Origin of the sequence: Pantoea deleyi (assembly GCF_022647325.1) — a bacterium.
Taxonomy (GTDB): Bacteria; Pseudomonadota; Gammaproteobacteria; order Enterobacterales; family Enterobacteriaceae; genus Pantoea; species Pantoea deleyi.
On record NZ_CP071405.1, the window covers coordinates 2,814,762 to 2,829,901 of the forward strand.

Consider the following 15,140-nt stretch of genomic DNA (forward strand, 5'->3'; position numbering starts at 1 on the left):
CTGACTGGCTGTTTCCGGTCATGACGCTAAACTATTGTGCTGTCCGAAAACAGCCAGTCTGACGGCGTTTGCCGGTATAGACTGCGGCTCTTTACCGGAGAAATGCCATGCTCAGTCCCGAAATTGCCTACCAGGCGCTGACCTCCCGTGATACCCGCTTCGACGGCGTTTTCTTTGTGGGCGTCACCTCCACCGGCATCTACTGCCGTCCGGTCTGCCCGGTGAAAGCGCCGATGCTTAAAAACTGTCTGTTCTTCAGCAGCGCCGAGGCGGCGGAGAAAGCCCGCTTCCGCCCCTGCCTGCGCTGTCGCCCTGAACTGGCGCCGGGAAATGCGCCGGTCGATCAGCCTCATCGCGTCGCGGAGCGGCTGGTTCAGCGTATTGAGGAGGGCATGCTGGAGGAGCGCGAGGGGCTGGAGGCGATTGCGGCAGAGTTCGGGCTCAGTCTGCGCCAGCTGCGGCGCATCGTGCAGCAGGAGCTGGGGGTGTCGCCGCTGGAGCTGAAACAGACGCGCCGTATGCTGCTGGCCAAACAGCTGCTGACGGAGACCCGGCTGCCGGTCACGGAGGTCGCCTACGCCAGCGGCTTTCGCAGCCTGCGGCGTTTCAACGATGTGTTTCAGGCGCGCTACCGGATGACGCCCAGCGCGCTGCGCCGGGATGAGCCCGCGGTTCAGGCCACGCAGCCGGGCGACCGCATTACGCTGCGGCTGGCTTATCGCCCGCCCTATGACTGGGCGGCGATGCTCTGGTTTCTGCAGACGCACCTGATGAAAGAGGTCGAGGCGGTGGAGGATGGCAGCTGGCGACGCACCGTGGCGCTGGGCCGCTGTCGGGGCTGGGTCAGCGTGTCACATCTGCCGCAGAAAAATGCGCTGCAGGTGACGCTCTCTGCTTCGCTGACGCCGGTGCTGCCGCTGCTGTTGCGCCGACTGCGCGATCTGTTCGATCTGGATGCGCAGCCGCAGCGTATCGCGGCCTGCCTGTCGCAGGACCCGCTGCTGGCTCCCAGCCTGCTCGCGCACCCTGGGCTGCGCGTGCCTGGCGCGTTCGACGCCTTTGAGCTGGGCGTGCGTGCCATTATCGGCCAGCAGGTGACAGTGAAAGCAGCGACCACCGTCAGCAGCCGTTTTGCCGCCGCGTTTGGCGAGCCCTGCGAGACGCCTTTTCCCGATCTGACCCGCTACACCGCGCTGCCTGAACGCATCGCTGCGTCGTCGGTGGATGATGTGGCGCCGCTCGGCATCGTCAGCGCCGCGCGCTCCCGCGCCATCATCGCTTTCGCCACTGCCTGCGCCAGCGGCGATCTGCGGCTCAGTGCCGCTCAGTCGCCGGACGAGGTGATAAAGAAGCTGGTCAGCCTGCCGGGCATTGGTCCGTGGACCGCGCACTATATCGCGATGCGCGCCCTGCGCTGGCCGGATGCCTTTCCCAAAGAGGATATCGCCATCCGCAATAATCTGGGCGGCATGACGGCCTCGCAGGCCGAGGCGCGCTCACTCGCCTGGCGTCCCTGGCGCAGCTATGCCGTGATGCATATCTGGGAGAGTCTGGCGGTGGCGAAAGTGAAGAAAAAACCGTGACGGTGGCGGTGAGGCGGCAGGCTGACGCATCAGTCTGAATCGCAGGCGATTCAGTCGAACCTGCAGCAGGTTCTCATCCTGCACGCCAGACGCCGTGCCCTGAAAACGAAAAAAGCGCCCGAGGCGCTTTTTTCTTAATTGGTGGGTCGTGCAGGATTCGAACCTGCGACCAATTGATTAAAAGTCAACTGCTCTACCAACTGAGCTAACGACCCGCTGGGGGGCTTACAATCGTTCAGCACGCCGGGCGGCTGAGATAAGATGGTGGGTCGTGCAGGATTCGAACCTGCGACCAATTGATTAAAAGTCAACTGCTCTACCAACTGAGCTAACGACCCATCTTATGACTGTGAAGCGATGCTGAAGGCTTCTTCGGAATACGACGCGATTAACGCGCGTCTGAAGAAGATGGTGGGTCGTGCAGGATTCGAACCTGCGACCAATTGATTAAAAGTCAACTGCTCTACCAACTGAGCTAACGACCCATCTTCAGGCTTACCAGACACATCTGCAATGTGTCCCGGCAACGGCGGCATATATTACTGATTTAGCGAGGTAGCGCAACTCTTATTTCTGCCAGAAGCGCCAACTGCTTACCTTTCATACGGCAAGACCAGAAATCACACGATATCTGGCCATCACCGGTCAAATTACAGGCTTGCCAGACGTTTCTGAGCCTGTTTTGCAGAATCGGTATCCGGATAAAGTTTGATCACCTGCTGGAAGACCGCTTTGGCTTTTGCCGTGTCTTTTTTCTCCTGCATGATGACGCCCACTTTAAACAGCGCTTCTGCGGCTTTCGGCGACTTCGGATAGTTTTTCACTACCGTGGCGTAATAGTAAGCCGCGTCGTCCTTTTTACCTTTGTTGTAGTTCAGCTGACCGAGCCAGTAATTCGCATTCGGCTGGTAGGTCGAATCCGGATAACGTTTTACCCACGCCTGAAGCGCGCTGATCGCCTGGTCATACTGTTTCTTTTCCAGAATCAGCGCCACAGCCGCATTGTAATCGCTGTTCGCGTCACCGGTCTGCGCCGGAGCACTCTGCGCCGATGCGGCCGCGCCTGCGGTGGCGGCTGCGCCGGTATCTGCTGCGGCATCGCCGCCAGCCGCCTGCTGCCCGCCGCTGCTGCTGGCGCTGCTCAGGCTGTCGATCTGCTGGTAAAGCTGCTTCTGCCGCTCAACCACCTGATTCAGCTGATACGTATTTTGCTGGATTTGCCCACGCAGCGCGTCGATATCACGCTGGTTATCGCTCATCTGCTGCTGCAATTGTTGCATCAGCTGTGCCTGGGCATTTGAGATTCGTTCAAGAGTGGTGACACGGTCTTCGACCGAGCCGGAGCCAACGCTACTGATTGACGCTTGGGCATTAGCGGCCCAGGGGGCCGCTACGCCAATCAGTAACGACAGACTCAACAGATGACGTCTGAAGTTACTAACCATGTGATTCTCTTAGTAGACCAGTACGGCACGACGGTTTTTAGAGTACGCTGCTTCGTCATGACCCAGAACGGCTGGCTTCTCTTTACCGTAAGAAACGATAGACATCTGATCAGCCGACACGCCTTTACCCTGCAGGTACATTTTCACAGCGTTAGCACGACGTTCGCCCAGGGCGATGTTGTATTCCGGCGTACCGCGCTCATCCGCGTGACCTTCGATGGTCACTTTGTAAGACGGGTTGCTGCGCAGGAAGCTTGCGTGCTGATCCAGCATCTGTGCGTAGTCAGACTGAACGTCATATTTGTCCAGACCGAAGTACACGATGTTGTTCTGCTGCAGCTGCTGCATCTGCAGACGAGCCTGCTCGTCAGAAGACATGTTGCCGCCGTTACCGTTCATGCCAGAGTTTGCACCGTAAGCGCCATCAGCGCCCATGCCAGTCTGGTCATTGTTGTTGTTTTTGTGTGAGCTACAAGCCGCTACTGCCAGAACCGGCAGAGCCAGCATCAAACCCTTCAGCACTTTGTTCAGTTGCATTTCAAAAATCCCATTATTGTTTATTGTTTGCGATGTCTGACAGATCAGACATTACAGATACGGCGACCAGGCAGGAAATTTTACCTGTCCATCAGTTGCCGGAAGACGCGCTTTGAAACGGCCGTCGGTTGAAACCAGATGCAGCACGGAACCCATACCCTGAGTAGAGCTGTAGATTACCATTGTGCCGTTTGGTGCCAGGCTCGGCGTTTCATCCAGGAACGTGTCCGTTAACGTTTGAACGGCTCCCGTTTCCAGATCCTGTTTGGCGACGTGTTGCGCACCACCGCTGGTGCTGATCATCACCATTGATTTACCGTCTGTAGCGACATCCGCGTCCTGGTTCTGACCGCCTTCCCAGGTAATACGCTGTGGCGTGCCGCCATTAACGCCAATTTTATAGATCTGAGGCGCACCGGCCTGGTCGGAGGTATACGCCAGAGTCTGGCTGTCCGGGAACCAGGTCGGTTCAGTGCTGTTATAGCGACCATCGGTCACCTGACGAGTCTGACCCGAGGCCAGATCCATCACATAGAGGTTCAGGCTGCCGGTTTTAGAGAGCGCGAACGCCAGCTTAGAACCGTCCGGTGAGAACGCCGGCGCACCGTTATGGCGTGGATACGAAGCAACCTGACGGATTGCACCGTTAGAGAGCGTCTGAACGACCAGCGCAGACTTGCCACTTTCAAAGGTTACGTAGGCGACTTTGCTGCCGTCCGGAGACCAGGCCGGTGACATCAGCGGCTGGGGTGAACGGTGCACGACAAACTGGTTGTAACCATCGTAATCGGCCACGCGCAGCTCATACGGGAACTGGCCGCCGTTAGTCTGTACGACATAGGCGATGCGGGTGCGGAAAGCGCCCTTGATGCCGGTCAGCTTCTGGAAAGTTTCATCGCTGGCAGTGTGCGCAGCATAACGCAGCCACTGCTTCGTCACTTTGTAAGAGTTCTGAGCCAGTACGGTACCTGGCGCGCCGCCGGTATCCACCAGCTGGTAAGAGACCTGATAGCTGCCATCGGGGTTAGCGGCGACCTGACCTACCACGACCGCATCAATGCCGAGCGCGCTCCAGGCGGCAGGCTGCACTTCCTGCGCGCTGGTTGGCTGCTGTGGCAGACGTGAGCGATCCAGCGGATTGAATTTGCCACTGTTGCGCAGGTCAGCGGCCACGATGCCGCCGACATCTTCCGGCGCGGCGCCAGCGCCGGCCCATTTAAACGGCACCACACCAATCGGACGGGCGGTGTTCACACCCTGGGTGATCTCAATCCGGACCTCTGCATGCAGCACGGCTGCCCACAGCAGGATAAAAAAGCCTAACGTAACGCGAAGAGCTTGCTTCATTTTATCTCCCTTATCTGAACCTCAGTCCACGATAATTGGCACTGTTCCTGGAAACCACGAGTAAGACTTAGTACGGCAAGCTAAACATAGATCAACTTGCCGCCCGTTACTGCATTATTGCGGTTTAAAACGCATCGGGGCGTTTTTAAACACTTCGTAGACCGCCTGCGTAGGCGGCTTCGGAATTCGTGCCTGTCTGGCGGCTGCAATCGCGGCCTGGCAGAGCGCAGGATCGCCCCCCTCTGCCTTAACATCAATCAACAATCCATCAGGCGCAAGTTTAATCCGCAAATCACAGGTTTTTCCGCGATAGAGATCCGCATCATAGAACCGGCTCTGAATCGCACTGACCACCTGTCCCATGTAGGAGTTGATTTCCGCGCCTGTTGCACCGGCTTTCTTCTGGTTTCCCTGCCCTGCTGCGCCACCGGAGGCACCGCTTTTCGGTGCATTTTTACCTGACGTCAGGCCACCCAGTAAATCATCGACGTCGCTGTCATTGGCCGCATCGGCGGCCGCTTTCGCTTTCGCGTCAGCTTTGGCTTTCGCCGCGGCATCGGCTTTGGCTTTCGCGGCAGCATCCGCTTTCGCTTTGGCTGCGGCCTCTGCTTTAGCCTTCGCGGCGGCTTCGGCCTTCTCTTTCGCGGCCTCTTTCGCGGCCTCTTTCGCCGCTTCGGCTTTGGCTTTGGCTGCCTCGGCGGCTTTCTCTTTCGCCTCTTCCGCGGCTTTGGCTTTCGCTTCAGCGGCTTTCTCTTTGGCCTCTTCCGCCGCTTTCGCTTTCGCGTCGGCAGCAGCTTTTGCTTTGGCTTCAGCGGCCGCTTTCGCATCCGCTTCCGATTTAGCCTTCGCTTCGGCTACGGCTTTCTCTTTGGCCGCCGCCGCTGCGGCAGCTTTGGCCTGCTGATCAGCCTGCTTTTTTGCCTCGGCTGCCGCCTGCTTCGCCTCTTCGGCAGCGGCTTTGGCCTGCGCATCCGCCTGCGCTTTTGCCTCGGCTTTGGCTTTCGCCGCCGCGGCTTCAGCCGTTTTCTGCTGCTCCTGCGCCTGCTTCGCCGCCTCTTCTGCCGCTTTCTGCTGAGCCGCCTGCTGCTTAGCCTCTTCTTTCGCTGTTTCCTGCGCCGCTAAACGCTCTTTTTCCAGCGCTTTCAGACGCTGCTGCTCAGCCGCCTGTTTCTGCTGCAGCTCTTCAGCCTGCTGCTGCGCCTGCTTTTTGCGCTGCTGCTCAGCACGCTGACTGTCGCTCTGCTGGTTCTGCTGACGATTGTATTGACTGACAACGGCTCCGGGATCGACCATGACCGCATCAATATCACCGCCGCCGCCCCCCGCACTGCTGGGGTCAATGTGCTCATTAAACGAGCTCCATATCAGCAGCGCGATCAGCACGATATGCAGAATCACCGAAATGATTATCGCGCGCTTTAACTTCTCGTTTTGCTCGGTTGCCTTCGACACACTCGGTTCCCAAAAAACGGTTCGATTTTAAATCGGCTGCGTCATCAAACCGACAGATTTAACACCCGCCTGGTGCAGCAGGTTCAGCGCTTTAATAATTTCATCGTAAGGCACCTCTTTCGCGCCCCCGATTAAAAAGACCGTCTTAGGATTCGCTTCCAGCCGACGCTGCGCTTCGCTGATCACCTGCTCTGGCGGAAGTTGATCCATGCGGTCGTGATCCACGACCAGGCTGTATTGCCCCACCCCCGCGACTTCAACAATCACCGGCGGATTATCATCGCTGGAAACGGTTTTTGAGTCGGTGGCATCGGGCAGATCCACTTCCACGCTCTGGGTAATAATGGGCGCCGTTGCCATGAAGATCAGCAGCAGCACCAACAGGACGTCCAGGAGCGGAACGATGTTGATTTCCGACTTCAGGTCGCGGCTTTTGCGACCACGTACTCTGGCCATCATTAACCTCTATTTACTTAGCGCTATCGCTGGAGAAAGCCTGGCGATGCAGGATGGCAGTGAACTCTTCCATGAAGTTGTCGTAGCCCTGCTCCAGTTTATTGACGCGCTGGTTCAGACGGTTGTACGCCATGACCGCCGGAATCGCGGCAAACAGACCGATTGCGGTCGCAATCAGCGCTTCGGCGATACCCGGTGCCACCATCTGCAGCGTCGCCTGCTTCACCGCGCCCAGCGCGATAAAGGCGTGCATGATCCCCCAGACCGTACCGAACAGCCCGATGTAAGGACTGATAGAGCCCACGGTGCCGAGGAACGGAATGTGGTTTTCCAGCGCTTCCAGCTCACGGTTCATGGAGATCCGCATCGCACGGCTGGCCCCTTCGATGACCGCTTCCGGCGCATGATTGTTGGCGCGATGCAGACGGGCGAACTCTTTAAAGCCGGAGTAGAAGATCTGCTCCGAACCCGCCAGCTCGTCACGCCGTTCCTGGCTCTCATGATAAAGACGGGAAAGCTCGATGCCGGACCAGAACTTGTCTTCAAACGCCTCCGCTTCTCTGCCCGCGGCATTCAGAATACGTGTGCGCTGAATAATGATGGCCCAGGAGGCAATAGAAAAGCCGATCAAAATCAACATGATAAGTTTGACCAGAAGGCTCGCCTTCAGGAACAAATCAAGAATGTTCATGTCAGTCACTGCTTGAACTCCGCGACAATAGACTTGGGAAGCGCAATCGGCTTCATCAGATGTGGGTTAATGCAGGCAATCAGGACTTCTGCCTCATTGAGCACTTTGCCTTCAGTATTCACGATACGTTGCGTGAACGTCATGGTAGCCCGTGTCATTGATGTCACTTCACTCTGGATCTCCAGAAGGTCATCAAGACGCGCCGCCGCCAGATAGTCCACCGTTATACGCCGCACCACAAAAGCGACCTGCTGCTCTAACAGCGTCTGCTGACTGAAATGGTGCTGGCGCAACATTTCGGTACGTGCTCGTTCATAAAAAGCGATATAGCTGGCGTGATAAACCACACCACCGGCATCAGTATCTTCGTAATAGACCCGAACCGGCCAGCGAAACAGCGTTGTACTCACTCTACATCCCGGCCTCGTTTTAAACGTTGCTACTATACGCAAGAGAATTGGGGTTGGGAATGGGTCGCCAGAGCCAGACGAAAATAATTATCGCTCCGTAACAAACGGAACGATTTCAGGGAGATTTATTGACCAGACGCTGACAAAAATTCACTGTCAGCGCCGGTGAGACGGGGATCAGAGGTAAAAACGGTAAAGCGCCAGACCTGATACCAGCATGGCGGGTAACGGCGTGAAGAGCGCCTGCCATCGGCTTTTCTGTGGCCGAAAACCCACGCCGTGGATCACGCCGGTGCAGACCGCCCAGATCAGCACCAGTCCCTGCAGCCCGGGTAACGGGCCGGCCTGACTGCTAAAACGCGTCGGGTCCCACAACACTGCCCCGGCCGTGACCAGCGCCAGCAGCAGTGAAAGGGCCCGCAGCGGGCCCCTGTCCATCAGATCGTAGAGCATCCGGATGGCCTTACGCATCAGCGCGGCTCATCCTGTGCATCAGCCTGCTCAATCGCCAGCGCGGTCACGATACCGAAAGCGCAGGCCAGCAGGGTGCCGAGAATCCAGGCAAAATACCACATGCGACGTCTCCTTAATTAATAGAGTGAGTGACTGTTGCTTTCAATGTGCTCTTTGGTGATACGGCCAAACATCTTCCAGTAACACCAGGTGGTATAAGCCAGAATGATCGGCACGAAGATCACGGCAGCCACGGTCATGGTCTGCAGCGTCAGCAGGCTCGAGGTGGCATCCCACATTGTCAGACTGACGCCCGGCACGGTGCTGGAGGGCATGATGAACGGAAACATTGCAATGCCCGCGGTCATGATGACGCAGGCCAGCGTCAGCGAGGAGAACAGGAACGCCCAGGCGCCCTTCTCTATCCGGGAGCAGAGGATGGTGAGCAGCGGCAGCACCACACCCAGCAGCGGGAAGAGCCACAGCACAGGATGCTGGCGGAAGTTGACCATCCAGGCCCCCGCTTCGCGCACGACGGTTTTACCCAGCGGGTTCGAGGCCGCGAAGTGATCCATCGTGCTGGTGACGACATAGCCCGGAATACCGTAGTTGACCCAGACACCCGCCAGGATAAAGCAGACCATCATCACCAGCGCGGCAAGCTGCGCGGCGGTGCGTGAGCGCAGATGCAGCTCACCCGTGGTGCGCATCTGCAGATAGGTCGCGCCCTGCGCCAGGATCATCGCCACGCTCACCACACCCGCCAGCAGGCCGAACGGATTCAGCAGCTGGAAGAAGTTGCCGGTGTAAAACAGACGCAGATACTCATCGGCATGGAACGGCACCCCCTGCAGCAGGTTGCCAAACGCCACGCCGATCACCAGCGGCGGCACGAAGCTGCCAATGAAGATGCCCCAGTCCCAGGCACCGCGCCAGCGGGTATCTTCGATCTTGGAACGGTAGTCGAAGCCAACCGGACGGAAGAACAGCGACGCCAGCACCAGAATCATCGCCACGTAGAAGCCGGAGAAGGCCGCCGCGTAGACCATAGGCCAGGCCGCAAACAGCGCCCCGCCCGCGGTGATCAGCCACACCTGGTTACCGTCCCAGTGAGGGGCGATGCTGTTAATCATGACGCGACGTTCGGTATCGGTACGTCCCAGGATGCGCGTCAGCATACCGACGCCCATATCAAAACCATCGGCGACGGCGAAACCGATCAGCAGCACGCCAATCAACAGCCACCAGACAAAGCGCAGAACTTCATAATCAAACATGGTCGCTCTCCTTATCCCTGCACCGGCCGAGGGGTTGCCGTGATCTGCTCATGGTGATAACGCCCGGTTTTCAGGCTGCTCGGCCCCAGACGGGCGAATTTAAACATCAGGTACATTTCAGCCACCAGGAACAGCGTGTAGAGACCGCAAATCAGGATCATCGAGAACAGCAGATCGCCGGTGGTCAGCGAGGAGTTAGCCACCGCAGTCGGCAGGATCTCACCGATCGCCCAGGGTTGACGGCCATACTCCGCCACGAACCAGCCCGACTCGACGGCAATCCAGGGAAGCGGGATCCCGAACAGCGCCGCTTTCAGTAACAGGCGGTTTTTACCTACGCGATTACGTATTACGCTCCAGAATGAGAGGGTGATGATGCCCAGCAGCAGCACGCCACACAGCACCATGATGCGGAAGGCGAAGTAGAGCGGCGCCACGCGCGGGATAGAGTCCTGCGTCGCCTGTTTGATCTGTGCTTCCGTCGCATCCGCCACGTTGTCGGTATAGCGTTTCAGCAGCAGACCGTAACCGAGATCCTGCTTGTGCTGATTAAAGGCATCACGCACCGCCGGATCCTGGCTGCCACTGCGCAGTTCATTCAGCAGGGTGTACGCTTTCATGCCGTTACGGATGCGGACTTCATGCTGCGCCATCAGATCTTTCAGGCCAGTAACCGGCTTGTCGACGGAGCGGGTAGCGATCAGGCCCAGCAGCCACGGGATCTGCACGGCATAGCGGTTCTCCTGCTTCGCCTGATCGGGCACGCCAAACAGGGTGAATGAGGCGGGTGCCTGCTGGGTGTCCCACTCCGCTTCGATCGCGGCCAGCTTGGTTTTCTGCACATCCCCCATCTCATAGCCCGACTCGTCGCCCAGCAGAATCACGGAGAGCACCGCCGCCATGCCAAAGCTGGCCGCGATAGCGAAGGAGCGTTTCGCGAAGGCCAGGTCACGACCTTTCAGCATGTACCAGGCGCTGATGCCGAGAATAAACATCGCCCCGGTGGTGTAACCCGCAGCCACGGTGTGAACGAATTTCACCTGCGCCACCGGATTCAGCACCAGCTGGGAGAAGCTCACCATCTCCATACGCATGGTTTCGAAATTGAACTCCGAAGCGACAGGGTTCTGCATCCAGCCGTTGGCGACCAGAATCCACAGCGCAGACATGTTTGAGCCCAGCGCCACCAGCCAGGTGACCGCCATGTGCTGCACTTTGCCCAGCCGATCCCAGCCAAAGAAGAACAGGCCGACAAAGGTGGACTCCAGGAAGAACGCCATCAGCCCTTCGATAGCGAGCGGCGCGCCAAAGATATCGCCGACGTAGTGAGAGTAATAGGACCAGTTTGTTCCGAACTGAAATTCCATGGTCAGTCCGGTGGCCACACCCAGCGCAAAGTTAATCCCAAATAACTTGCCCCAGAACTTGGTCATATCTTTATAAATCTGTTTACCGCTCAGGACGTAAACCGTTTCCATGATCGCCAGCAGAAACGCCATACCCAGCGTTAAAGGGACAAACAGAAAATGGTACATCGCCGTTAAGGCAAACTGTAACCGCGACAGCTCGACGATATCTAACATAAGGACTCCTTGCTCCTCGCTTTGTCTCCGTCACGGTACGAATAATCCGGCCGCGATCAGAGTCAGGAACGACTGTTTATTAATTCCAGTTTTTAATACCCGCAGAACAGGGCTGTGAGCTGCCCGACCAGGCGAGTCGCGAAGGAAGCAGCTCTGAGAATTGTCAATCCGCGCTTTCGTTAACGCGTGCTTAAACAGGAGAAAGCGGGTGTTATCCCGGGATGAGCAGACGTTTGAAAATTTGTGTAAAAGGCTGGATTGATGCAGCGCAATTTACGCCCTTAACGCTGCGCTTTGCCAGAGAAATAGTTGGATATAAATCGCAATTAATTGATCTGGATTAACGCAATAAGTTTCCAGATGGAGTCAGGTAGGTTTCTTGTTAATAAGATGTCATTAATGAAATCAGGAGTGAGAAAATAGTTTACTATTGCCACTATCCATTAACGAAATAAATAACTTGATGGTCATCTGAGACACCCCTGCTCGCGCTGATGGCGGCAGGAAAACGGCCCGTTTCGCCCATAAAAAAAGCCACCCGAAGGTGGCTTCTTTATCGCTGCCGATCAGACTCAGCGGGCAGGTAAAACGGCTTTCACCGCGTCACCGATGTCCGCCAGGCTGCGAACGGTTTTCACGCCTGCGGCTTCCAGCGCGGCAAACTTCTCATCTGCCGTGCCTTTACCCCCGGCGATGATCGCACCAGCGTGACCCATACGCTTGCCTTTCGGCGCCGTCACACCCGCGATGTAGCCAACAACCGGCTTGGTCACGTGCTCTTTGATGAAGGCCGCCGCTTCTTCTTCTGCGCTGCCGCCGATCTCACCGATCATCACGATCGCTTCCGTCTGTGGATCGTCCTGGAACATTTTCAGGATGTCGATGAAGTTAGAGCCTGGGATCGGGTCACCACCGATACCGACGCAGGTAGACTGGCCGTAGCCGATATCCGTCGTCTGCTTAACCGCTTCATAAGTCAGAGTACCGGAACGGGAAACGATACCCACGCGGCCCGGCTGGTGAATGTGGCCCGGCATGATGCCGATCTTACATTCGCCAGGGGTGATGACGCCCGGACAGTTTGGACCGATCATCCGCACGCCCGCTTCATCCAGCTTCATTTTCACGGTCAGCATATCCAGCGTCGGGATGCCTTCGGTGATGGTGATGATCAGTTTGATGCCCGCTTCGATCGCTTCCAGGATGCCATCTTTGCAGAAAGGCGCCGGCACGTAGATCACGGTGGCAGTGGCACCGGTCGCTTCGACCGCCTCGCGCACGGTGTTGAACACCGGCAGGCCGAGATGGGTGGTGCCGCCTTTGCCTGGGGTCACGCCGCCAACCAGCTGCGTACCATAGGCCAGCGCCTGCTCAGAGTGGAAAGTCCCCTGGCCGCCAGTGAAACCCTGGCAGATGACTTTGGTGTTTTTGTCGATCAGAATGGACATTATTTACCCTCCGCGGCAGCAACAACACGCTGTGCGGCGTCTGTCAGGCTGGTTGCTGCAATGATGTTCAGACCGCTGTCCGCCAGTTTCTGGGCGCCCAGCTCGGCGTTGTTACCTTCCAGACGTACCACAACCGGCACGTTCACACCCACTTCAGCGACGGCGCCGATGATGCCGTCGGCAATCAGGTCGCAGCGTACGATGCCGCCGAAAATGTTGACGAAGACAGCTTTCACCGCATCGTCAGACAGGATGATTTTGAAGGCTTCGGTTACGCGCTCTTTAGTTGCGCCGCCGCCGACATCCAGGAAGTTGGCTGGCTGACCGCCGTGGTGCTTAACGATGTCCATGGTACCCATCGCCAGGCCTGCGCCGTTAACCATACAACCGATGTTGCCTTCCAGCGCAACATAGTTCAGTTCCCACTGTGTTGCATGGGCTTCACGCGGATCTTCCTGGCTTGGATCGCGCATTTCGCGCAGCTCTGGCTGACGGAACAGGGCATTGCCATCGGCACCCAGTTTGCCATCCAGGCAGATCAGATCGCCCTGTTTGGTGATCACCAGCGGGTTGATCTCAACCATCGCCAGATCGCGCTCCAGGAACAGTGTCGCCAGACCCATGAAGATCTTGGTGAACTGACCTACCAGCTTACCGGTCAGGCCCAGTTTGAAGGCCAGCTCGCGGCCCTGATAAGGCTGCGGACCGGTCAGCGGATCCAGCGCCATTTTGTGGATCAGGTGCGGGGTCTCTTCCGCTACTTTCTCGATTTCCACGCCGCCTTCGGTAGAGGCCATGAAAATTACGCGACGCGTTGCGCGATCGACCACGGCACCCAGGTAGAGCTCCTGATCGATATCTGTCGCCGCTTCAACCAGAATCTGGTTAACCGGCTGACCGTTTGCGTCTGTCTGGTAGGTCACCAGGCGTTTGCCCAGCCAGTTCTCAGCAAAAGCACGGATCTCTTCTTTGCTGTTAACCACTTTCACACCGCCCGCTTTACCGCGGCCACCGGCATGAACCTGACATTTAACTACCCACGGGCCTGCGCCAATTTTAGAGGCTGCTTCTTCCGCTTCACGTGGTGTAGTACAGGCGTAACCCGTTGGTGCCGGCATGCCATACCGTGCAAACAGCTGTTTCGCCTGGTATTCGTGTAAGTTCATGATGTTCTATCCATTCAGGTCTGAAAAGAGTAATGAGGTTGGGCGCGCGGGGCGCGCCCGGTGAAAATCAGACATCCAGCAGCAGACGCGCCGGATCTTCCAGCATCTCTTTCACTGCAACCAGATAACCCACTGATTCGCGGCCATCGATCAGACGGTGGTCGTAAGAGAGTGCCAGGTACATCATTGGCAGCACGACAACCTGACCATTGACCGCCATCGGGCGATCCTTGATAGCGTGCATGCCCAGGATGGCGCTCTGCGGTGGGTTGATGATCGGGGTGGACATCAGGGAACCAAAGACGCCGCCGTTGGTGATGGTGAAGTTACCGCCGGTCAGATCGTCCACGGTCAGCTTGCCATCACGGCCTTTCACAGCCAGCTCTTTAATTTTCTTCTCGATGTCCGCCATGCTCAGCGCATCCACATCGCGCAGAACCGGTGTCACCAGGCCACGCGGCGTGGAGACGGCGATGCTGACGTCGAAGTAGTTGTGGTAAACCACATCTTCGCCATCAATGGAGGCGTTCACTTCCGGATAGCGTTTCAGCGCTTCAACAACCGCTTTCAGGTAGAAAGACATAAAGCCCAGACGTACGCCGTGACGCTTCTCGAACGCCTCACCATACTGCTTACGCAGGTCCATGATCGGCTTCATGTTGATTTCGTTGAAGGTCGTCAGCATCGCGGTGCTGTTTTTCGCTTCCAGCAGACGCTCAGCCACGCGCTTGCGCAGGCGGGTCATCGGCACGCGTTTTTCGCTGCGACTGGCAACAGGCTGCTGAACGGCGGCGGTATCCGCGGCCGGTGCGGCGCTGCTGGCCTTCGGCGCGTTCGCCAGATGTTTCTCAACATCTTCACGGGTCAGACGTCCGCCCACACCGCTGCCTTTGATCTGCGAGGCATCCAGGTTGTGCTCAGCAATCAGGCGGCGAATCGCCGGGCTGAGTGCATCGTTGCTCTCTTCTTCCAGAGACGCGGTCTGACGCTGAGCCGGGGTAGACTCTTTGCTTTCAGATTTCGCGCTGGTCTCTTTACCGGCACTGTTGCCCTCTTTCAGGCGGCCCAGGATCTGGCGGGAAGTGACGGTGGCGCCCTCTTCTTCCAGAACGGCTTCCAGGATACCGTCCGCAGCGGCGGGAACTTCCAGCACGACTTTATCGGTTTCGATTTCAACCAGCACTTCATCGCGAGTGACGGCATCGCCTGGTTTTTTGTGCCAGGTTGCCACTGAGGCATCGGCAACCGATTCAGGCAGGTCGGGAACGAGAATATCTACGCTACTCATTATC

Annotated in this window: 15 protein-coding genes and 3 tRNA genes; 1 reads left to right on the top strand and 17 read right to left on the bottom strand. The window is 57.5% G+C overall.

Features of this window, described 5'->3' with window-relative positions:
- The first annotated feature begins 107 nt into the window (after positions 1-107).
- Positions 108-1,583 (top strand): AlkA N-terminal domain-containing protein, encoded by a 1,476-nt coding sequence (locus J1C59_RS13255; RefSeq protein WP_140917142.1) that lies wholly within the window; start codon positions 108-110, stop codon positions 1,581-1,583.
- A gap of 139 nt (positions 1,584-1,722) precedes the next feature.
- Here the strand turns inward: J1C59_RS13255 and J1C59_RS13260 are convergent.
- The 17 genes from J1C59_RS13260 to odhB all read right to left on the bottom strand — a co-directional run bounded on the left by J1C59_RS13260 (position 1,723) and on the right by odhB (position 15,136).
- Positions 1,723-1,798 (bottom strand) — tRNA-Lys (locus tag J1C59_RS13260).
- 47 nt (positions 1,799-1,845) lie between these two features.
- Positions 1,846-1,921: transfer RNA gene (locus J1C59_RS13265), tRNA-Lys, on the bottom strand.
- 71 nt (positions 1,922-1,992) lie between these two features.
- Positions 1,993-2,068, bottom strand: a tRNA-Lys gene (locus J1C59_RS13270).
- Between the two features lie 165 nt (positions 2,069-2,233).
- Complete coding sequence (cpoB, locus tag J1C59_RS13275) at positions 2,234-3,028, bottom strand: cell division protein CpoB (RefSeq protein WP_140917141.1); 795 nt, start codon at positions 3,026-3,028, stop codon at positions 2,234-2,236.
- 9 nt (positions 3,029-3,037) lie between these two features.
- A complete protein-coding gene (gene pal, locus J1C59_RS13280) occupies positions 3,038-3,565 on the bottom strand; it encodes a peptidoglycan-associated lipoprotein Pal (RefSeq protein WP_111141611.1) in 528 nt (175 codons plus the stop codon).
- A gap of 51 nt (positions 3,566-3,616) precedes the next feature.
- Entirely contained in the window at positions 3,617-4,912 is a 1,296-nt protein-coding gene (gene tolB / locus J1C59_RS13285; RefSeq protein WP_111141609.1) for a Tol-Pal system beta propeller repeat protein TolB, read from the bottom strand.
- A 114-nt stretch (positions 4,913-5,026) separates the two neighbouring features.
- Positions 5,027-6,364 carry a cell envelope integrity protein TolA gene (tolA, locus tag J1C59_RS13290; RefSeq protein WP_128085647.1) on the bottom strand — a complete coding sequence of 446 codons (1,338 nt, stop codon included), beginning with the start codon at positions 6,362-6,364 and terminating at the stop codon, positions 5,027-5,029.
- Between the two features lie 27 nt (positions 6,365-6,391).
- On the bottom strand, positions 6,392-6,820 hold the full coding sequence (gene tolR, locus J1C59_RS13295) for a colicin uptake protein TolR (protein ID WP_013357153.1): 429 nt from the start codon (positions 6,818-6,820) through the stop codon (positions 6,392-6,394).
- 13 nt (positions 6,821-6,833) lie between these two features.
- Entirely contained in the window at positions 6,834-7,520 is a 687-nt protein-coding gene (tolQ, locus tag J1C59_RS13300; protein WP_128085646.1) for a Tol-Pal system protein TolQ, read from the bottom strand.
- On the bottom strand, positions 7,517-7,921 hold the full coding sequence (gene ybgC, locus J1C59_RS13305) for a tol-pal system-associated acyl-CoA thioesterase (protein ID WP_111141603.1): 405 nt from the start codon (positions 7,919-7,921) through the stop codon (positions 7,517-7,519). Before ybgC ends, tolQ begins: the two co-directional genes overlap by 4 nt.
- Before the next feature lie 177 nt (positions 7,922-8,098).
- Positions 8,099-8,392 carry a cyd operon protein YbgE gene (ybgE, locus tag J1C59_RS13310; RefSeq protein WP_128085645.1) on the bottom strand — a complete coding sequence of 98 codons (294 nt, stop codon included), beginning with the start codon at positions 8,390-8,392 and terminating at the stop codon, positions 8,099-8,101.
- Positions 8,392-8,496 carry a cytochrome bd-I oxidase subunit CydX gene (cydX, locus tag J1C59_RS13315; protein ID WP_111141599.1) on the bottom strand — a complete coding sequence of 35 codons (105 nt, stop codon included), beginning with the start codon at positions 8,494-8,496 and terminating at the stop codon, positions 8,392-8,394. The genes ybgE and cydX overlap by 1 nt, the downstream gene beginning before the upstream one ends.
- Before the next feature lie 15 nt (positions 8,497-8,511).
- Complete coding sequence (cydB, locus tag J1C59_RS13320) at positions 8,512-9,651, bottom strand: cytochrome d ubiquinol oxidase subunit II (RefSeq protein WP_128085644.1); 1,140 nt, start codon at positions 9,649-9,651, stop codon at positions 8,512-8,514.
- Between the two features lie 11 nt (positions 9,652-9,662).
- Positions 9,663-11,234 carry a cytochrome ubiquinol oxidase subunit I gene (cydA, locus tag J1C59_RS13325; protein ID WP_128085643.1) on the bottom strand — a complete coding sequence of 524 codons (1,572 nt, stop codon included), beginning with the start codon at positions 11,232-11,234 and terminating at the stop codon, positions 9,663-9,665.
- A gap of 572 nt (positions 11,235-11,806) precedes the next feature.
- Entirely contained in the window at positions 11,807-12,682 is an 876-nt protein-coding gene (gene sucD, locus J1C59_RS13330; protein WP_111141778.1) for a succinate--CoA ligase subunit alpha, read from the bottom strand.
- Entirely contained in the window at positions 12,682-13,848 is a 1,167-nt protein-coding gene (gene sucC, locus J1C59_RS13335; protein ID WP_003853151.1) for an ADP-forming succinate--CoA ligase subunit beta, read from the bottom strand. The genes sucD and sucC overlap by 1 nt, the downstream gene beginning before the upstream one ends.
- A 67-nt stretch (positions 13,849-13,915) precedes the next feature.
- A complete protein-coding gene (gene odhB, locus J1C59_RS13340) occupies positions 13,916-15,136 on the bottom strand; it encodes a 2-oxoglutarate dehydrogenase complex dihydrolipoyllysine-residue succinyltransferase (RefSeq protein WP_128085642.1) in 1,221 nt (406 codons plus the stop codon).
- Positions 15,137-15,140: the final 4 nt, after the last annotated feature.